The sequence below is a fragment of the Streptomyces sp. NPDC048392 genome (assembly GCF_043200575.1).
Taxonomy (GTDB): Bacteria; Actinomycetota; Actinomycetes; order Streptomycetales; family Streptomycetaceae; genus Streptomyces.
Window position 1 is genome coordinate 17,283 of the sequence record NZ_JBICYB010000009.1, and the last position, 19,041, is coordinate 36,323.

General features: G+C 72.2%; 19 protein-coding genes. 6 read left to right on the forward strand and 13 right to left on the reverse strand.

The genetic code is table 11. The features are described from left to right. Positions 1-339: 339 nt before the first annotated feature. From ACGFYH_RS14990 to ACGFYH_RS15005, 4 genes are all read left to right on the forward strand, one after another. A complete protein-coding gene (locus ACGFYH_RS14990) occupies positions 340-837 on the forward strand; it encodes a DUF2975 domain-containing protein (protein ID WP_393803551.1) in 498 nt (165 codons plus the stop codon). Beyond that, positions 837-1,049: a helix-turn-helix domain-containing protein gene (locus tag ACGFYH_RS14995; protein ID WP_393803552.1), complete on the forward strand. Its 213-nt coding sequence runs from the start codon at positions 837-839 to the stop codon at positions 1,047-1,049. The genes ACGFYH_RS14990 and ACGFYH_RS14995 overlap by 1 nt, the downstream gene beginning before the upstream one ends. Before the next feature lie 114 nt (positions 1,050-1,163). Beyond that, complete coding sequence (locus ACGFYH_RS15000; RefSeq protein WP_393803553.1) at positions 1,164-1,475, forward strand: zinc-ribbon domain-containing protein; 312 nt, start codon at positions 1,164-1,166, stop codon at positions 1,473-1,475. A gap of 517 nt (positions 1,476-1,992) precedes the next feature. After that, positions 1,993-3,072 carry a PucR family transcriptional regulator gene (locus ACGFYH_RS15005; RefSeq protein WP_393803554.1) on the forward strand — a complete coding sequence of 360 codons (1,080 nt, stop codon included), beginning with the start codon at positions 1,993-1,995 and terminating at the stop codon, positions 3,070-3,072. A gap of 35 nt (positions 3,073-3,107) precedes the next feature. Here ACGFYH_RS15005 and ACGFYH_RS15010 read toward each other — a convergent pair whose 3' ends face one another. Continuing rightward, positions 3,108-4,697, reverse strand: a complete 1,590-nt coding sequence (locus ACGFYH_RS15010; RefSeq protein WP_393803555.1) for an SPFH domain-containing protein — start codon at positions 4,695-4,697, stop codon at positions 3,108-3,110. A 127-nt stretch (positions 4,698-4,824) separates the two neighbouring features. Further along, positions 4,825-5,334, reverse strand: a complete 510-nt coding sequence (locus ACGFYH_RS15015; protein WP_393803556.1) for a hypothetical protein — start codon at positions 5,332-5,334, stop codon at positions 4,825-4,827. Between the two features lie 235 nt (positions 5,335-5,569). On the opposite strand from ACGFYH_RS15015, the gene ACGFYH_RS15020 reads away from it, so the two are divergent. Beyond that, positions 5,570-7,477 carry an NAD-binding protein gene (locus ACGFYH_RS15020; protein WP_393803746.1) on the forward strand — a complete coding sequence of 636 codons (1,908 nt, stop codon included), beginning with the start codon at positions 5,570-5,572 and terminating at the stop codon, positions 7,475-7,477. Positions 7,478-7,587: 110 nt separating this feature from the next. Here ACGFYH_RS15020 and ACGFYH_RS15025 read toward each other — a convergent pair whose 3' ends face one another. Further along, a complete protein-coding gene (locus tag ACGFYH_RS15025) occupies positions 7,588-9,432 on the reverse strand; it encodes a prolyl oligopeptidase family serine peptidase (RefSeq protein ID WP_393803557.1) in 1,845 nt (614 codons plus the stop codon). Between the two features lie 154 nt (positions 9,433-9,586). Here ACGFYH_RS15025 and ACGFYH_RS15030 point away from each other — a divergent pair, with 154 nt between their 5' ends. Continuing rightward, on the forward strand, positions 9,587-10,435 hold the full coding sequence (locus ACGFYH_RS15030; protein WP_393803558.1) for an SURF1 family protein: 849 nt from the start codon (positions 9,587-9,589) through the stop codon (positions 10,433-10,435). Between the two features lie 48 nt (positions 10,436-10,483). On the opposite strand, the gene ACGFYH_RS15035 is transcribed toward ACGFYH_RS15030, so the two are convergent. The 10 genes from ACGFYH_RS15035 to recR form a co-directional block, all read right to left on the reverse strand. Then, complete coding sequence (locus ACGFYH_RS15035) at positions 10,484-11,845, reverse strand: hypothetical protein (RefSeq protein WP_393803559.1); 1,362 nt, start codon at positions 11,843-11,845, stop codon at positions 10,484-10,486. Beyond that, positions 11,842-12,414 carry a SigE family RNA polymerase sigma factor gene (locus tag ACGFYH_RS15040; RefSeq protein ID WP_393803560.1) on the reverse strand — a complete coding sequence of 191 codons (573 nt, stop codon included), beginning with the start codon at positions 12,412-12,414 and terminating at the stop codon, positions 11,842-11,844. The genes ACGFYH_RS15035 and ACGFYH_RS15040 overlap by 4 nt, the downstream gene beginning before the upstream one ends. 397 nt (positions 12,415-12,811) lie before the next feature. Next, on the reverse strand, positions 12,812-13,897 hold the full coding sequence (locus tag ACGFYH_RS15045; RefSeq protein WP_393803561.1) for an aspartate-semialdehyde dehydrogenase: 1,086 nt from the start codon (positions 13,895-13,897) through the stop codon (positions 12,812-12,814). Next, a complete protein-coding gene (locus tag ACGFYH_RS15050) occupies positions 13,897-15,174 on the reverse strand; it encodes an aspartate kinase (protein ID WP_393803562.1) in 1,278 nt (425 codons plus the stop codon). The genes ACGFYH_RS15045 and ACGFYH_RS15050 overlap by 1 nt, the downstream gene beginning before the upstream one ends. Positions 15,175-15,355: 181 nt before the next feature. Beyond that, complete coding sequence (locus ACGFYH_RS15055; protein WP_393803563.1) at positions 15,356-16,501, reverse strand: hypothetical protein; 1,146 nt, start codon at positions 16,499-16,501, stop codon at positions 15,356-15,358. Between the two features lie 165 nt (positions 16,502-16,666). Next, positions 16,667-16,852 (reverse strand): DUF397 domain-containing protein, encoded by a 186-nt coding sequence (locus ACGFYH_RS15060; protein ID WP_393803564.1) that lies wholly within the window; start codon positions 16,850-16,852, stop codon positions 16,667-16,669. Next, complete coding sequence (locus tag ACGFYH_RS15065; RefSeq protein WP_393803565.1) at positions 16,849-17,160, reverse strand: Scr1 family TA system antitoxin-like transcriptional regulator; 312 nt, start codon at positions 17,158-17,160, stop codon at positions 16,849-16,851. Before ACGFYH_RS15065 ends, ACGFYH_RS15060 begins: the two co-directional genes overlap by 4 nt. Beyond that, positions 17,043-17,675 carry a helix-turn-helix domain-containing protein gene (locus ACGFYH_RS15070; protein WP_393803566.1) on the reverse strand — a complete coding sequence of 211 codons (633 nt, stop codon included), beginning with the start codon at positions 17,673-17,675 and terminating at the stop codon, positions 17,043-17,045. Before ACGFYH_RS15070 ends, ACGFYH_RS15065 begins: the two co-directional genes overlap by 118 nt. An 84-nt stretch (positions 17,676-17,759) precedes the next feature. Beyond that, complete coding sequence (locus ACGFYH_RS15075; RefSeq protein WP_393803567.1) at positions 17,760-18,419, reverse strand: DUF5063 domain-containing protein; 660 nt, start codon at positions 18,417-18,419, stop codon at positions 17,760-17,762. Next, positions 18,412-19,011 (reverse strand): recombination mediator RecR, encoded by a 600-nt coding sequence (recR, locus tag ACGFYH_RS15080; RefSeq protein WP_393803568.1) that lies wholly within the window; start codon positions 19,009-19,011, stop codon positions 18,412-18,414. The genes ACGFYH_RS15075 and recR overlap by 8 nt, the downstream gene beginning before the upstream one ends. Between the last annotated feature and the right edge of the window lie 30 nt (positions 19,012-19,041).

Below are 19,041 nucleotides of genomic sequence, written 5' to 3' on the forward strand. Positions count from 1 at the left end.
TCGCGGTCGAGGCGACGTGTCATCTGACGAGTCCTGACGCGAGGGGTGCGGAGCCTTGGGGCTTCCTCACCCGCCGGCATCTCGAAGGTGCGGCCGGGTGCCGCGTACTCCACGGGGCCGGTGTACCGCCTCGGAGGTCGTCCGTCATGTGCGCTCGAGGCGTAGGGGCCGGCTGCGTCGTCGGGTCAGGTGGGGGACGCCGCGGAACTCCGGCCGTCCACCACTTGCCTGACCTATCGCTTTTCGATAGATTCCCATCGCGAGACGATGGGTGGCCTGAAGACCCGAAGACCCGAAGACCTGAAAATGCGAAGAACCGAAGAAAGTGAAGGAGGGGCGATGGGGAACCTGATGGTGCTTGCCCTGCGTGCCGTACTCGCGGTGCTGCTCGCGGGTTCGGTGTTCGTCCAGGCGGTGATGGTGCCGCTGCTGGCCATGGACTTCGAGGGGGCCGACGCGGCCCTCGCGTCGGTGCGCACACCGGTGCTGGTCATCGTCGTGCTGGGCGTCGTGACGGTCCAGACGGTGCTGGTCTGCGTCTGGCGGCTGGTGACGATGGTGCGGCGCGGGACCGTGTTCTCCCTCGCCGCCTTCCGGTACGTGCATGTCGTGATCGGCGCGTTCGTCGCGGCCGCGCTCCTGGTGTTCGCGCTCGCGGTCGTCCTGGCCCCGGGCGAGGCCGTCGCGCCGGGCATCGTCCTGCTGCTGTGCGGGGTCGTCGTGGCCGTCCTGGGGGTCGCGCTGATCGTTCTGGTCCTGCGGATGCTGCTCGCCCAGGCCGTCGCGCGCGACATCGAGGCTGCCCGGATGCGGGCCGAGCTGGCAGAGGTGATCTGATGCCGATCGTCGTCGACATCGACGTGATGCTGGCGAAGCGCAAGATGTCCGTGGGCGAACTGGCGGAGCGGGTCGGGATCACCCCCGCCAACCTGGCGGTGCTCAAGAACGGCCGCGCCAAGGCGGTGCGCTTCACGACGCTCGCCGCGCTCTGCGACGTACTCGAGTGCCAGCCGGGAGACCTGCTGCGCTGGGAGGGCGTGGAGGGCTGAGGTGCCGGGCGCGGTCGGCTCCAGGTGGCTTCCGGTGCCCTTCGGGGCGCAGTCTGGGAGAGGATCTGCGTGTCCTGCGCGTTCGCAGGGGGCCGACCGGGAAGGACCCAGCTCGTGATCATCTTCGGCACCAAGGGATACCTCTACCAGCTCGCGATACTCACGCTGGTGTGCGGCCGGTGCGGCAATCCCTCCGCGCACACGCTCAGGAAACGCGTCACGAAGTTCACGCTGTTCTTCGTGCCGCTCTTCCCGTTCTCCACGAAGTACGCGACGCAGTGCACCTTCTGCGGCGCCGAGCAGCAGGTGACCAGGGAACAGGCGGAGCAGCTCCAGGCCCAGGAGGCCGGCGGCCGGGGCGGCGTCGCAGGGCCCGGCGGCCAGGCGTACGGGCCGTCGGGGCAGCAGCCGTACCAGCGGCCGTGAGCCCGGCTCGGCGGCGGCTCACCGCGGGCACGGGTGCGGCCGGCCCGCACCGCACACGGAGGACCGCGCCCCTCACCTCGTCCTCGGCACGGGCGAGCCGGGCTGCGCGAAGCTCGCGGTCCGTCGTGCCGTGACCACGGCCGAGCAGCGTTCCGGTACCCGGGCGGGTCCGCAACCGCCGCACACCCTCGCGGGCTGCCGCCGGGCAGCGCGGTGCGGCGCCGCGTTCGGGACGAGGTCGTCCGCGCTGCGGCCCGGCGTGATCCGCGTCGGAGACGACGTGATCCGCGTCGGTTACGAGGTGTGGGTCGGCGAGCGGGGGACTCCGGGCCGGGCCGGAGTAGCCGGGTCCCGGCGGTCGCGCCGGCCGCTGGCGTCTGGCGCGACCGCCGGGTACGTCGCGGCGCGGAGGATAGCGACTGCCCCGCCTTTCCGCGTTGCCGGTTTCCGGCAGCGTTGACTACCCTCACGTTGCCGGACACCGCGCACCGGGCGTGAACGGCAGGGGAGGCGCGGGGTGACGGACCAGCGGACGGACCAGCGGGAGACGTATCTGACCGGGTACGCCGAGATCCTGGCGGGGGTCGCCGGCACGGGGCGTCGGCTGACCCGCGCCGAGTTGGAGGAGCGACGGCTCTTCGGTGAGCAGGCCGCGGAGGCGGGGCACAGTCTGCGCAGTCTCGTACGGCTGCACCTGGACGCCACGCGCGCGTCCTGGCCCGGCGGTTCGGCGGCCTCCGGCCCGGACGTCACGGACACCGTGCTCGCCGCCGTCACCCAGGCCGTCGACGCCTTCGCCGAGGGGTACGAACGCGCGCAGCGGCTCGCCGTACGCCAGGAGGAGGCCGCGCGGCGGGAGTTCATCGACGACCTGCTCTACGGGCGCAGCGACCTGGGCCGGCTCGCCGAACGGGCCGAGCGCTTCGGACTCGTCCTCTCCCGCGTCCACGCCGTCGCGGTGGCAGAGGGACCCGAGGCGTACGACGACGCCGCGCCGGTCACCCGGATCGTGGAGACCGCGCTCATCTCCCGCTTCGGTGACCGGCGCGTCCTGATCACCACCAAGAACGGGCAGTTGATCTGTATCGCGCCCGGCGACCAGGACGACGTCCTCTCCTTCTTCGCCAAGCAGGCCTACGCCGCCACGCACGGCAACAGGGTGGCCATCGGGCGCCCCCGGAGTGGCGCGGGAGGCGTGGTCCACAGCTACGAGGAGGCGCTCGGCACCCTCGAACTCGCCACCCGGCTGGGCCTGGACGAGCCCGTGGTGCGCGCCGCCGACATGCTGGTCTACCCGGTCCTCGCCCGGGACCGGCAGGCGATGGCCGACCTGGTGCTGAGCGTGCTGGGTCCGCTGCGCGAGGCCCGGGGCGGTGCCGAGCCGCTGCTGCGGACGCTGGAGGTGTACTTCGACGCCGGTTGCACCGCGGCCGAGGCCGCCCGGCGACTGGCGCTCAGTGTGCGGGCGCTTACCTACCGGCTGGACCGCATCCACCAGCTGACCGGGGCCAACGCCTCGGAGCCGGTGCACCGCTACACGCTGCAGACCGCGGTCATCGGGGCCCGGCTGCTGGGATGGCCCGCCCAGGAGATATAGGCCTGAGCGGGCCGCCGGGCCGGTCGATCACCGGGTCAGCCCGTGATCTCCACCTTGCCGTTGCGCTGGTCCTGCTGGTTCTGCCGGTCCTGCCGGTCCTGCTGGTCCTGCTGGTCCTGCTGGTCCCGCTGGTCCGGACGGGCCGCCTCGGTGGCGTCGCCCTTGGCCGTGATGCCCTTCAGCAGGGACGCCAGGTCCACGCCCGTGGTCGAGTTGAGCAGTTCCATGCCCTGCGCCACGTTGTCGGCGACCGTACGGGACAGCCGGCTCGCGCCGTCGGTCGAGATGACCGTCATCTTGTCCACGGCCGAGAGCGGCTCGGAGGCCTTGGCCACCACCTGCGGCAGCACCTCGACCAGCATCTGCAGCACGGCGGCGTCGCCGTACCGGTCGAAGGCGTCGGCCTTCTTCCACATCGCCTCGGCCTCGGCCGCGCCCTTCGCGCCGATCGCGGCGGCCTCCGCCTCGCCCTCCAGCCGTACGGCCTCGGCGATCGCAGCACGCCGGGAGCGCTCGGCCTCGCCCTGCTTGAGGCCCTCGACGGCCTGGGCCTCGGCCAGCGCGCTGCGCCGCTGCTTCTCGCCCTCACCGGTGAGCCGGGACCGCTCGGCCTCGGCCTGGGCGGCGGCGATCTCGGCGGCCCGTTCGGCCTCGGCCTGCTTCACCCGCGCGACCCGGCGGGCCTCCGCCTCCTGCTCGGCGGCGTACCGCTGGGCGTCGGCGGGCTTGCGCACCTCGGTGTCGAGCTGCCGGTCCTTCAGTGCGGCCTGCCGCTCGGCGACCTTCTCCTGCTCGGCGAGGATGTCCTGCTGCCGGGCCGCCTCCGCGAGGGGGCCCGAGGCGTTGGCACGGGCTTCCGCCTGGTCGGTCTCGGCCCTGATCTCGGCCTGCTTCAGGTAGAGGGTCCGCTGCGCGACCGCGATCTCCTCCTCGGCCTTCAGCCGGGCCTGCTCGGCCGCCCGCCGGGCCACCGCCTCCGCGATGTCGGCCTCCTGCTTCGCGCGGGCCGCCTCGGGACGACCGAGGTCCTCCAGGTAGGAGCCCTCGGTGGTGATGTCCTGGATCTGGAAGGCGTCGAGGACCAGACCCTGCCCGGACAGGCTCGCCTCCGCCTCCTCGGCGACCTGACCGGCGAACGCGGCCCGGTCCCGGATGACGTCCTCCACGGACATCCGGCCGACGATCGCGCGCAACGCGCCGGACAGCACCTCCTGGGTGAAGCCGACGATGCCGTCCTGCTGCATCAGGAACCGCTGGGCGGCGGCGCGGATCGCGTCCTCCGTGCCCCCGACCTTGACGATCGCGACGCCCTCCAGGTGGGCCTTCACCCCACGCAGCGTCACCGCGCCGCGCACGGCGACCGGGATGTGCCGCGAGGAGAGGTCGAGGATGAACCGCTGCTGCACGAACGGCACGACGAACACGCCGCCGCCGACCACGACCTTCTGGCCGCTGTTGTCGGTGAACACACGGCCCGTCTCCGGATCGGTGGACTTCTTGCCGCGCCGTCCGGTGACGATGAACGCCTCGCTCGGACCGGCCACCTTGTAGCGGCTGACCACCACCAGGGCGAGCAGCACCAGGAGTACGACGACTCCCAGCACCGCGATGACGACAGGACTCATGACAACGCCCCCGAATCAACCAGAGAGAACAGAAACAACAGGCCAGAAGAGAAACATCGGTGTCGGTGCGAAAGTTCGGTGCACGAGGCCGGTGCGGAAGGCCGGTGCGACAGGACGGTGCGAGAGCTCAGTGGTCCACCGGGCGCACCACGACCGATGTTCCCGTCGGCACCGCCTCGACCCACACCTCGGCACCCCGCGCCACCGGCTCCGCGCTGCGCGCCGCGCACTTCAGCGGCTGACCGGCGAGCCGGAGCAGGACCTCGCCGTAGCCCTCCGCCGGGATGGCGGTCACGACCTTGCCGGACGTGCCGACGAGGTCGTCCGTACTGGGCGTGACGGAGGTCTGATCGCGCATCAGCGCGCGGCTGAAGCGGTACGTCAGCCAGCCCGCGCCCACTCCGGCGACCACGCCGGCCCCGGCGGCACCCGCGGGGCCGGCCCAGCCGGTGCCGAGGGCGATGGCGCCACCGAAGCCGGTCATCGCCACGAACCCGGCGACGACCGGCAGCGACAGCCACCCCTCCAGGACGCCGTCCAGCGCTCCCCCGAACGCGCCTTCCAGCAATCCGTCGAAGACCAGCGACAGGGCGAGCAGCACGACCCCCGTGATACCCAGCCCGAGAAACCAGGTCATGCGTGCCGTCCCCCCCTCTCACCCGTCGCTGAGCTTCGGTGCAACGAATCGTCACATGCGACGCGACAGCACGTCATTGCCGGGGTCCGGCAATCTTTACGCGCCTTTAATGCCGCCTCCGGTCTCTCCGGACGCTTCGGGAACCGCGCCCGGCGCCGGTACTGTCCTCTCCCAAATGGGAACTCATACGGGGAGCGTCCCGCACCAGGTTCCGCAGGGTGACGCGTACGCGCACATGGTGGTGTGCGGCGACGACGGGCTGGCGCACCGGCTGGCCGCCGAACTGCGCGGCGTCTACCGCGAACAGGTCACCCTCGTCGTCCCGCCCTCCGGGAGCCGCCTGCGTCAGCCGGTGACCGGCCGGGCCCGCGCGGCCTCGGCGGCACTGCTGGACATGGTCAACGCGGCCGTCAACCGGGCGGGCAACGGTCAACCGGTCGGCGCCGACCGTGAACTGGTCGCCACCGAGCCGACCGAGGAGGCGCTCGCGGACGCGGGCGTCGAGCGGGCCACCGCGCTGGCCCTCGTGTACGACGACGACGAGACCAACATCCGCGCCGCCCTGACCGCACGCCGCCTCAACCCCCGGCTGCGGCTGGTCCTGCGCCTGTACAACCGGCGGCTCGGCCGGCACATCGAGGACCTCCTCGATCAGAGCGCCGCGTTGGCGACCGGCGACGGGCCGGGCTCCCGAGCCGACGGCGCCGAGGCATCGACGACCGTACTGTCCGACGCCGACACCGCCGCCCCCGCGCTGGCCGCCACGGCGCTCGTGGGCACCAGCAAGATCGTCGAGACGGACGGTCTGCTGCTGCGCGCGGTCGAACGCGAACCGCCCCGGCCGGGCGAGGTGGCCGACCCGGGACTGTGCACCCTCGCACTGCTGTCCGCGACGAGCAACGACCCGGCCGGGGCGGACGGTTCGGAGAACAGCGGCGAGCACGGGCCGCAGCTGCTGCCCGACGCGGCGGCGGTGCAGGCGGCCACCGGGCGCGGGACCGTGGCCCTGGAGCAGGTGTCGTACTCCGGGCCGCCGCTGCCCGACGGGCGGGGCGGTGTGCCCTTCGGCGAGCTGTTCTCGCGGCGGCTGCGGTGGTCGCTGGCCGGTCTGGCGGCGTGCGTGGTGGCGCCCGCCGTGGCGCTGATGGTGGTCACCGGCGAACATCTGCTGCACGCCACGTACGTGACGCTGCTCGACCTGTTCTCCATCAACGACCCCGCCCACAACAAGGACACCGGCCGTCAGATCCTCCAGCTCCTCTCCGGCTTCGTCGGACTGCTGCTGCTGCCGGTGCTGCTGGCGGCCGTACTGGAGGCCCTCGGGACGTTCCGCAGCGCGTCGGCACTGCGGAAGCCGCCGCGCGGGCTCGGCGGGCACGTCGTCCTGCTGGGTCTCGGCAAGATCGGCACGCGGGTACTGACCCGGCTGCGGGAGATGGACATCCCCGTGGTGTGCGTCGAGGCCGACCCCGAGGCGCGCGGCATGGCGACCGCGCGGCGGCTGCGGGTGCCGGTGGTGCTCGGGGACGTCACCCAGGAGGGCGTCCTGGAGGCCGCCAAGATCCACCGTGCGCACTCGCTGCTCGCCCTGACCAGCGTGGACACGACCAACCTGGAGGCGGTGCTGTACGGCCGGTCCGTACGGTCACGGCTGCGGGTGGTGCTGCGCCTGTACGACGACGACTTCGCGACCGCCGTGTACCGCACCCTGCGCGCCGCCCACCCCGACGCCCTCACCCGGAGCCGGAGTGTGACGCACCTGGCCGCGCCGTCCTTCGCCGGGGCGATGATGGGCCGCCAGATCCTGGGGGCGATCCCCGTCGAACGTCGGGTGCTGCTGTTCGCGGCGGTGGCGGTGGCGGGGCATCCGCAGCTGGAGGGGAGGACGGTCGGGGAGGCGTTCCGGGCGGGGGCGTGGCGGGTGCTGGCGCTGGAGGTCTCCGACGGGCGGGCGGGGGGTGCCGGTGCCGGTGCCAGTGCCAGTGCCAGTGCCAGTGCCGAGGGAGCGCGGGAGTCCCAGCTGGTGTGGGAGCTGCCCGACACGTATGTCCTGCGGGGCGAGGACCGGGTGGTGCTGGCGGCGACGCGGCGGGGGCTGGCGGAGTTGCTCGGACGGCGGACGAGGCAGCGGACGGACGGATAGGGACGGCGGCCCTGCGACGCCGCCGGGGGACCGGCCCGCGGAAGGCCCGCCCCCTGGCCGCCCCCTGGCCGCCTGTCCTGCCCCGTCCACAACCTCCCCGGACAGAACGGCTAGCCCTTCGGCAGGTGCCTCTTCGCGAAGTCCAGTTCCAGGCGCACCTGCTTGATGCGTTCGTCGACGACCAGGGAACCGTGGCCCGCGTCGTAGCGGTAGACCTCGTGGACGGCGCCCCTGGCATCGAGGCGCTTGACGTAGTTCTCGACCTGGCGGATCGGGCAGCGCGGGTCGTTGACCCCGGCCGAGATGTACACCGGGGCCTTGACCTGGTCGACGTAGGTCAGCGGGGAGGACGCCTCGAAACGCTCGGGGACCTCCTCGGGGGTGCCGCCGAGCAGGGTGCGGTCCAGGGCCTTCAGTCCCTCCATCTCGTCGTGGTACGCGGTGACGTAGTCGGCGACCGGCACGGCGGCGATGCCCAGCGTCCACGCCTCGGGCTGGAGGCCGATGCCGAGAAGGGTCAGGTAGCCGCCCCAGGAGCCGCCGGTGAGGATCAGGCGCTCGGGGTCGGCGAGGCCCGATGTGACCGCCCATTCCCGTACCGCCGCGATGTCCTCCAGCTCGATGAGGCCCACCCGGTGCTTGAGGGCGTCGGTCCACGCGCGGCCGTATCCGGTGGAGCCCCGGTAGTTGACGCGGACCACCGCGTACCCGTGGTCGACCCAGGCGGCCGGGCCCGCGGCGAAGGAGTCGCTGTCGTGCCAGGTCGGGCCGCCGTGGATGTCGAAGACCGTCGGGAGCGGACCGGCCGCACCGGCCGGCTTCTGGACCAGGGCGTGGACGCGGCCTCCCGGACCGTCCACCCAGACGTCCTCCACCGGCACCGAGCGGGGTGACCTCATGCCGGGCGGGTCCAGGACGACGCGGCCGGTGGTGGAGCGGACGGCCGACGGCTCGGCGGCCGAGGACCACAGGTACTCCACGGTGCCGTCGGGGCGGGCCGTCGCCCCGGAGACGGTGCCCGGGGGCGTCTCGATCTCCGTCAGCCCGCGCTCGGCGAAGTCGTAGCGGAACAGTTCGCTGCGGGCCTCGAAGCCGTGCACGATCAGCAGGCCGCTGCCGTCCGGGTACCACTCGGCGCTGACGTCGCCCGGCAGCTCCAGGGCGAGGTCGGTCTGCTCCCCCGTCGCCACGTCCCACACCAGCGGCTCCCAGCGTCCCCGGCGCTGGTGGCCGATGAGGAGGCGGGTGTCGCCGTCGACCGGCGCGAAGCCCAGGACCTCCAGGCCGAGCTCCTCCTCGCCGCCCCGGGTGTCGTCCAGCTCGGCGACGGTCGAACCGTCGGGGCGCACCACGCGCAGCGCCGAGTGCATGGCATCGCCGTGCTCGGTGTGCTCGATGGCGATCAGCGTGCCGTCGCGGGAGAGGTCGCCGACGCCCGCGGACTCGCGGTGCCGGTAGATCTCCGCCGGGGGTCCGCCCGCGTGCGAGAGGTGGATCGTCGTACCGTCCTCGTCGGTGGAGCGGCCGATCACCGCCGTACGCCCGTCCCTGCCCAGGGCCAGGCCTGCCGGGTAGGAGGGGTCGAGGCCCGGCACCGCCGGCTCGTCCTCGCCGCCCGCGAAGGGCTGGCGGCGCCAGACGCCGAACTCGTCGCCGTCCTTGTCGTCGAACCACCAGATCCAGTCGCCGTCGGGTGCGAGCACTCCGTCCGTCGTGCCGTTGGGCCGGTCCGTGACCTGGCGCTGCGCTCCGGTCGACCGGTCCCAGGCGTACAGCTCGTACGTCCCCGTCGCGTTCGACACGAAAAGGGAGCGGTCGGGGGCGTCCTCGGCCCAGTCGGGCAGCGACACCCTCGGCGCCCGGAACCGCTTCTCCCAGTCGGGCATCCGCTCGCCCTGCGTCTGCCGCTCGTGAACGCCCATGTCCGACGGAACGGACCCGTTGCTCTCAGTCATGGCCCCATACTGCCCCGACCGGGCGGCAACGCGCAGAACAGGTCCCCAGCCTGTGGACAACCTCGTCCCGCCCACCCGTCCGCCGACCGTCCGCCCGCTGGTTTTCCACAGCCCCGCGGCGGGGCGGCCGGGCGCGCACCGTACCGTGGAGGGCGTGTACCGGTTTCTGCTGACGCCCCGATGGTGGGGGATCAACGTCTTCGTCGTCCTGGCCATCCCCTTCTGCGTCTTCATGGGTTCCTGGCAGCTGGGCCGGTTCGAGGACCGGGTGCAGGACCACGAGACCGCCTCCGCCCAGCAGGCGTCGGCCGACCGGGAGGCGGCGCGCCCGCTGGCCGAGCTGCTGCCCGTGGACAAGGCCACGGTCGGCAGGCAGACCACCGTGACCGGCCGGTACGACGACCAGCTGCTCGTCCCGGAACGCAAGCTGGACGACCGGGAGGGCTTCTACGTCCTCACCCTGCTGCGCACCGACAGTGGTGAGGCGCTGCCGGTCGTGCGCGGCTGGCTGCCCGGTGCGCCCGACCCGGCGAAGGCCCCCGCCCCGCCCACCGGCGAGGTCACCGTCACCGGCGCCCTCCAGGCCGCCGAGTCCCCCGGCGGCGACGGCGTCAGCAGCCGCTCCGGATGGCCCGACGGACAGACCGGCGCGATCAGCGCGGCGACGCTGCTGAACCTCGTGCCGTACGACGTGTACGACGCGTGGGTCACCCTGAACAAGGGCGACTCCGGGATGCGGGCGGTGCCCGTGAGCGCGCCGCAGAACACGGGCCTGGACCTGAAGGCCTTCCAGAACCTCGGCTACACCGCCGAGTGGTTCGCCTTCGTCGGCTTCGTGATCTTCATGTGGTTCCGGCTGCTGCGCCGCGAGGTCGAACTCGCCCGGGACGCGGAGCTGGGTCTGGTCGCGGAGGCCGGGGCCACGGCCGAAGGGGCCGAGGCGGAAGGGGCCGAGGCGGAAGGGGCCGAGGCGGAAGGGGCCAAGGCGGACCTCGCCTCCTGACCCGGCGGGGCAGCGACGGCGGCGCCGGGTGCCCCGCCCTCCCGGGGGCTACGCTCCCGTGTCCGCCAGCAGACCCGTCCAGTACACGGTCCCCACGCACGCGTTGGCCACCGTGGCCGTCGCCGAGCCGGAGCCGCCCTCGGGGGTGTACGTCACCGACACGCTCTCCTCGGCCGGGCCCTCCTCGGTGACCAGCTGGGTCGTGGGTCCGGCCTCGCCGCCACCGCCCGGGGAGGTGCCGCCCGCGGTGGTCGTTTCCCCGGAGGGCGAGGGCTCGGCCGTGGGCCCGCCGGTGCCGCCCCCCGTGGTGTCGCCGGGGGCGGGGCAAGTCTCGGAGGGCACCCAGGCGAACCGCACCTCGTACGCGGCGCCCGGTGCCAGGGTCAGCGAGGCGGCCTCCAGCGACGGGTCGGGCAGTCCGGCCGCGGCGTCCCCGGCGGCGTGCCGTGCGGTGCCGATCCTGGCGGCGTCCGCCGCGCCCGGCGAGGCGGTGACCACGTTGCCCGGGCCCGTGACGGTGCAACCGTCCGAGGAGACGTTGGTGACGCGGAAGGAGCCGTAGACCACGCCCGTCGAGTCGGGGGCGGCGCTGCTCGCGACGGCCGGGCCGAGCGCCCCCGGGGCGCAGGCGGGGATGTCGGCGGGGCTGCTGGCGGTGGGGGCGGTGCCGGGGGACGAGCCCGCCGCGGCGCCGCTCTCCTCGCCGCCGGGTGTCTCCCTGGGGCCGGTCTTGTCCTTGCCCTCGGGGGTGCCCGCGGAACCGGCGATGCCGCTCTGGCCGCCGGCGGGGTCCTTGCCCTGGGAGACGCCGCCCTGGGCCTGCGAGGCGTTGCCCGCGACGGACGGGTCGGCACCCGTGCCGGTGCGGTTGGAGACGTGCACGAGGGCCGGGACCGCCGTGCCGAGGAACAGGACGGCGGCCGCCACACCGACGACGGCCTGGCGCTTGCGGGCCCGCCTGGCCGGCACCGCGCGCCGCAGGTGCTCCAGGGTGCCGTCGCTCGGCTCCATCTCCCGGACCGCGTGGTGCATCATCGCCCGCAGGGCGGGCTCGTCGGTGTCCAGCCCGTCGGGCCCCGAGGCGTCGGGGCCCTGCTCGGCGGGGCCGTGGTTCACAGTTCCGTTCCCAGGGTGCGTGTGCGTGTGCTGTTCCCGCCCGTCCGGCCCGGCTGGACCGTCCGGTGCCCGGCCCTCCCGGTGGCCGTGGCCGTCGGGCGCGTCGTGCCCGGCGCGGGCGTCGTGCCCGAGGTGCGCGTCGTGACCGGCGCGGGCGTCGTGCCCCTCGCGGGCATCATGCCCGGCGCCGGCGTCGTGACCGACGTGCGCGTCGTGCCCGAGGTGGGCGTCGTGACCGGCGCGGGCATCATGCCCGAGGTGGGCGTCCGGTCGGGCGTCGTTGCCGTCGCTCATGCCGGCGCCTCCATGGCCACCCTGAGCGCCGCGATCCCGCGCGACCCGTACGCCTTGACCGAGCCCCGGGATATGCCGAGCGTCTCGGCGACCTGGGCCTCCGTCATGTCGGCGAAGTAGCGCAGCACGAGGACCTCGCGCTGGCGGCGCTGGAGCCCTTTCATCGCCTTGATCAGGGAGTCGCGCTCCAGCTGGTCGTAGGCGCCCTCCTCCGCGCTCGCCATGTCCGGCATGGGCTTGGACAGGAGCTTGAGGCCGAGGATGCGGCGGCGCAGCGCCGAGCGCGAGAGGTTGACGACGGTCTGACGCAGGTACGCCAGGGTCTTCTCCGGGTCACGGACGCGTTTGCGCGCCGAGTGGACGCGGATGAAGGCCTCCTGGACCACGTCCTCGCAGGAGGCCGTGTCGTCGAGGAGGAGGGCGGCGAGGCCGAGCAGCGAGCGGTAGTGCGCCCGGTAGGTCTCGGTGAGGTGGTCGACGGTGGTCCCCGCCGCCACGTCCTCGGCGCCGTCGCGCTGGTTCGATATGCGGGCCGGCCGCGCTGCGGGCATGGGCGCGATCACCGGCATGCCACCGGCCGGACCGGCCACTCGGGGACGGACGGACCGGACGGGCGGGCGCAGAGCCGCGCCCCGCGTCCCTGCGGTGAATTCGAGTACCTCTGCCACGCCGGTTGGACACGCTCACCCCCGTGAGGGTTGTACGTGCCGGGCGTCACGTTCCGGTGTCCTTCGGGCAGCCACCCGGCTGACGGTGCGTCATAGGCCCTCATCGTCCGCTCTTCCCCTGTGTCCCATGTGAACGGACGTCCCCACGCCCGTCGTCGGCGTCCCCACGCCGACCCACGCGTCCCGCGCCCTGAATGGGGTGACCGCAAAGACGCTCCCCGCCCTCCGCGTGGTTGCGGAGGGCGGGGAGGAAATCCTCTGACGCCGCAGGTGCCCGGTACAAGTGGTCCGGACCGGCTCAGCCGAACTCGGCCGCCACCAGCTCCGCGATCTGGGCGGTGTTCAGCGCGGCGCCCTTGCGCAGATTGTCGCCGCACACGAAGAGTTCGAGCGCGGTCGGGTCGTCCAGAGCCCGCCGCACCCGGCCGACCCAGGTGGGGTCGGTGCCGACCGCGTCGGCGGGAGTCGGGAACTCCCCCGCGGCCGGGTTGTCGAAGAGGACGACGCCCGGCGCGGTGGCCAGGATCTCCCGGGCCGCCTCGACGGTGACCTCGCTCTCGAAGCGGGCGTGCACGGTCAGCGAGTGGGTGGTGACCACGGGGACCCGTACGCACGTCACCGCGACCGGCAGCCGCGCCAGCCCGAGGATCTTGCGGGACTCGTCCCGCACCTTCATCTCCTCCGACGACCAGCCGTCGTCCCGCAGCGAACCGGCCCACGGTACGACGTTCAGCGCGACCGGCTCAGGGAACGGCCCGGTGTCGTCGCCGACGGCCCGCCGTACGTCGCCGGGATGGGTCCCCAGCTCCGTCCCGGCCACCAGCGACAGCTGCCGGCGCAGCGTCTCCACGCCGTCCCGGCCGGCACCGCTGACGGCCTGGTACGAGGAGACGACCAGCTCGCGCAGGCCGAACTCGGCGTGCAGCGCGCCCATCGCCACGATCATGGACAGGGTCGTGCAGTTCGGGTTGGCGACGATCCCGCGGGGCCGCATCCGCACCGCGTGCGGATTGACCTCGGGCACGACCAGCGGCACGTCCGGGTCCATCCGGAACGCGCCGGAGTTGTCGACCACCACCACGCCCTTGGCGGCGGCGACCGGCGCCCACTGCGCGGCGACCTCGTCGGGTACGTCGAACATGGCGACGTCGACCCCGTCGAAGACCTCCTCGCACAGCGCCACCACCTCGACCTCCTCCCCGCGCACGGCCAGCTTGCGGCCGGCCGAGCGCGGGGAGGCGATCAGGCGGATGTCGCCCCAGACGTCCGCGTGCTGGGACAGGATCTGGAGCATGACCGAGCCGACGGCCCCGGTCGCGCCCACGACGGCGAGCGTGGGCCGCCCGTCACGGCCGTCCCGGCCGGTGCCTCCCGTGCCGGACATCAGCGTCCGGTGCCTCCGTAGACGACTGCCTCGTCACGGTCGGAGTCGAGCCCGAAGGCGGTGTGCACGGCGCGCACGGCCTCGTTCACGTCGTCCTTGCGGGTGACCACCGAGATGCGGATCTCGGAGGTCGAGATCAGCTCGATGTTCACACCGGCGTCGGAGAGCGCGGTGAAGAAGTCGGCGGTGACGCCCGGGTTGCTCTTCATCCCCGCGCCGACCAGCGAGATCTTGCCGATCTGGTCGTCGTAGCGCAGCGATGCGAAGCCGATGCCCGACCGGTTCTTCTCCAGCGCGTCGATGGCCTTGCGGCCCTCGGTCTTGGGGAGCGTGAACGAGATGTCCGTCAGCCCCGTGGAGGCGGCGGACACGTTCTGCACGACCATGTCGATGTTGACCTGGGCGTCGGCGATGGCGCGGAAGATCGCGGCCGCCTCGCCCGGCTTGTCGGGCACCCCGACAACCGTGACCTTGGCCTCGGAGGTGTCGTGCGCGACTCCGGAGATGAGGGCCTGCTCCACGTGCTTTTCCCCTTGCTTGATCGGCTCGCTGCTGACCCACGTGCCCTGCAGTCCGCTGAAGCTGGACCGCACGTGGATCGGGATGTTGTACCGGCGGGCGTACTCCACGCAACGGTGGAGGAGGACCTTGGAGCCGGAGGCAGCGAGCTCCAGCATGTCCTCGAAGGAGATCCAGTCGATCTTCTTCGCCTTCGGCACCACGCGCGGGTCGGCGGTGAACACGCCGTCGACGTCGGTGTAGATCTCGCAGACGTCCGCGTCGAGCGCGGCGGCGAGCGCGACGGCCGTGGTGTCGGACCCGCCGCGGCCCAGCGTGGTGATGTCCTTGCTGTCCTGGCTGACGCCCTGGAAGCCGGCCACGATGGCGACGTTGCCCTCGTCCACCGAGGTGCGGATGCGGCCCGGCGTGACGTCGATGATCCGCGCCTTGTTGTGGACCGAGTCGGTGATGACTCCGGCCTGGCTGCCGGTGAACGACTGGGCTTCGTGGCCCAGGTTTTTGATCGCCATGGCCAGCAGCGCCATGGAGATACGCTCCCCGGCGGTCAGCAGCATGTCGAGTTCGCGCCCGGCAGGAATCGGGGAAACCTGCTCGGCGAGATCGATCAGCTCGTCCGTCGTGTCGCCCATCGCGGAAACAACGGCGACCACCTGGTTGCCGTTCTTCTTCGCTTCCACGATCCGCTTGGCGACGCGCTTGATGCCTTCGGCATCGGCTACGGAGGAGCCTCCGTACTTCTGCACGACAAGGCCCACGTGCGCTCCTCGCTCAATCCGTCTCTTTCCGCACGTACGTATATGTACTGCGGTCGGCTCATTTTACCGAGCGTCCGGGTTTCGCCCCTGCGGTATCGCATGGTGAGACCCGGGTACTCGCTCAGGCTGGCTCATGCCCAGGGCGGCGCGGGTCACTCGGAAAGTGCCCTGTGTCACACGTTCACAAGGGAAAGGCCTCAGTCCGCCCGCTCCCCGTAGGACCCGGCGTCGAGGGTGACGTCGACGCCCGTTCCGCCCTCGACGGCAGGCCGGCCGCCGCGCGTACCTCCGCCGCGCGGCGGGGGACGTCCACCCACTCGTACACGGCGTGGGCGTCGGGGTCGGCCAGGAAGGTGTCCGGCACGTACCCGGCGTCCAGCTCCCCGGCCGCCACGGCCGCCTCGTACTCGGCGCGGCAGTCCGGGCACATGCCGCCCCTGATCGTCGTGGTCAGCTCGTCCGCGTCGCAGGACATGCAGCAGATCACCGCGCGGGTGACGCGGGCCCGGCGCGGGGCGGCCTTCTGGCGGATCCTCGCCTTCTTGGGGGGCATCCTGTTCTCCAGTCGGTTGCGGGCGAGACCGCCCGGGTTGTTCACGGTCGCGGGAAGGCCGTCCGTCACCGCACGGGTGATGTCCCGGGGTGTCGCACCGCGTGTCAGCCATTCCTCGGCCAGGGACGCGAGGGACCGGCAGTCGGCTTCGGACAGGCGCATGCGGGGTTCCGCGTCGCGGATTTTGGCGAGGGTGAGGTACGAGGTGGCGGCTCCCGAGTCGGGGCGCGCGTCGGCCTCCGGTCCGGGCAGCTCGGGCTCGTCGGTGCGGGCCAGGCCGGGACGGAGGTCACCGGGCACGACGCGGCCGTTGCGCTGCCGGGCGAACTCCTCCCACCAGGCTTCCGACCTGCGGGTACGCGACCAGTACGTCCGCGTGACCCACCGCATGGTGTTGTCCTCGACGGTGAGGTGTTCCCTGATCCGGCGCAGGTGGCCGGCCTCGGTGAGGCGGGTCAGCGATGTGCGCATCGCCTGCTGGCCGTAGCGCGGGTGTTCCGCCGCGAGCACCTTGTGGCCCATCGCCCGGCCGTCGTCGAGGTGGTCGATGAAGACGGCGACCTCGGCCTCACGCGGGAGCAGATGTGCGAAGTCCGGGTCCGCGTGCGGGTCTTCGTCACCTGCGCGGCGTTTTCCGTAGCCCGGATTGGCCATGGGGTGGGACGGGGAGGGCAGGGCGGGACTAAGGTTGGCGCAAGCCACCATCGAACCTCTGATCTTCGATGCGTCGGTCAGGTCCCGGTTGGTGTTGGCGCACCGCCGGGGCCGACTCATTTGCCGGTCGTTTGCCGCGAACCTAGGGCGGCTTTACGCACCGACGCAAGCCGATCACGGAACGTCACTCTTACGAGGTACGTCGTCGCAACTCACGTGCAGGCTTGGTCGGTTGGGTATTTCAACCACACCAGAAACCCAAGGGAAGAGCTCGGGTCCCGGGGCTCAAGCTCCGGGCTGGACTGCGGCGATGAACGCCGACCAGGCGGGTGCCGAGACCGGGAACTCGGGGCCTTCCGGGCCGGACTTGGAGTCGCGGACGTGGATCGCGCCGCAGCGCGCGACCTCGACGCAGTTGCCGCCCTCGTTGTCGCTGTAGCTCGACCTGAACCACTTCAACTGGTCGCTCACGGCTCATTCACCATCCGCTCGATGAGGCGGGCCGACTCGTCGGGATCGAGAGCCCGCGTGCGGATCATGCTTAGCCGCTCGGTCACGCGGCTGACAACACCCGGATCGGCCGAAAGTTCGCTGGCGAACGCGCCCTCCATGAAGGCGAACCGCTCGTGGTCCTGCCCCTCCACCAAAACCATGGGGCCCATCAGCGCATCGTCGATGAGTGCCTGCGCGTATGCCCGCGTCTGCAGCAGCCCCGGAACGAGAGCGACTTCGTACGTCCACAGACTCGCCGCCTCGCGCTCCCGCTCGATGAAGTCCACCGCCGCGCGGAGTACCGCTCTCTGCTCACGTACTCCTTCGCCGCGCTCAGCATTCCCTGCGCGCCGCACAGTTCGTCCGCGATGTCGAGGAGCCTGGGCGACGGCATCCGTACGCCGCGCTCCATGGACGCGATGGTCTCGGGGGCGTAGTTGGCGGCGGCGGCCAGGGCCTCGCGGCTGACGTTGGCCATGGAGCGCCAGCGTTTGATCTGGTTACCGCTGTAGCACCAGGCCGCGGGTGCCTGGGAGTTGTTGTTCGGGACCGGCACGGCGCCCACCTCCGACTGCCCGCTGGCTACCGAGCGTAGGCGAGTGAGGCGCCTCCTGTGACCCGTTTCGGGGGACGTGGCGACGGTTGCCGGCTGCTGGACGCCGGTGTCGCGGTGGACGTGCCCGGTGAGGACGCGCGCGGCGCTCGGACAGGATGCCGCATGATCACCCAGTGGCGGTGCTGTCGGGGTCCCTCCGCCCCAGAAGCGTGAACACTTCGCCCCCACTGTCCTCACGACACTCATTTGAGCGCCTCAGTGACACTTCCTTGTCATCTGCTCACGCTTTTCAGCACAGCACCCGTCCCCAGCCCGCCGAAACGGCCCGCGTCACGTGACCGGACGCAGACCCAGCGGGCCCGCGATCTCCTGCACCATGACCTTGCCGGCCTCCGACTCCAGGGCGTCGTCGCCGAGGTCCTGGTCGGTGTCGAGGCCGTCCAGCTCCTCCAGGGGCTGGTTCAGGCGGACGTGGGCGACGACCGACTGGAGGGCGCGCAGGGCCGCGGAGGCGGTGGAGCCCCAGTTGGAGAAGTAGGAGAACTGCCACCACCACAGGGCCTCCGTGGTGCGGCCGGCCTTGTAGTGGACCATGCCGTGGCGGAGGTCGGTGGCGACGTCGGTGAGGTCGTCGGAGATACGGGCCGGGACCGGGGCCTTGCGCGGCTCGTAGGGGTCGAAGACCTCGGAGTAGACGTCGATCGGGTCGAGGAGGCGGGCCAGGTTCTCGCGGAGGGCGTCCACGTCGAGCTCCGGGCCCGGGTCGGGCTCGTAGCGATCGTCCGGGACGATGTCCTCGTGGGCGCCCAGGCGGCCGCCGGCCAGCATGAGCTGGGAGACCTCCAGAAGGAGGAAGGGGACCGCCGAGTCCGGTTCGTCACCCTTGGCGACCTCGGTGACGGCCACCAGGAAGCTCTCGATCTGGTCGGCGATCTGGACCGCGAAGTCGTCGGGGTTCTGGTTGGTCGCGTGCAGCGTGGCGTCAGACATCTAGGAGTCGTCTCCCCTCGAAGGCGCGGCCGAGGGTCACCTCGTCCGCGTACTCCAGGTCGCCGCCCACCGGGAGGCCGCTGGCCAGGCGGGTGACCTTGAGGCCCATGGGCTTGATCATGCGGGCGAGGTACGTGGCCGTCGCCTCGCCCTCCAGATTCGGGTCCGTGGCCAGGATCAGTTCCGTGACCGAGCCGTCCGCCAGGCGGGCCAGCAGCTCACGGATGCGGAGGTCGTCGGGGCCGATCCCGTCGATCGGGCTGATCGCGCCGCCGAGCACGTGGTAGCGCCCGCGGAACTCGCGGGTGCGTTCGATGGCGACGACGTCCTTCGGTTCCTCCACCACGCAGAGCACCGCGGGGTCCCGGCGCGGGTCGCGGCAGATGTTGCACTGCTCCTCCTGCGCCACGTTTCCGCAGGTCGCGCAGAAGCGGACCTTGGCCTTCACCTCCATGAGGGCCTGGGCGAGCCGCCGTACGTCGGTCGGCTCCGCCTGCAGGATGTGGAAGGCGATCCGCTGCGCGCTCTTGGGACCGACGCCGGGCAGCCGCCCCAGCTCGTCGATGAGGTCCTGGACCACGCCTTCGTACAACGGACTGCCGTCCTTCCTGAGGTTCGTGCA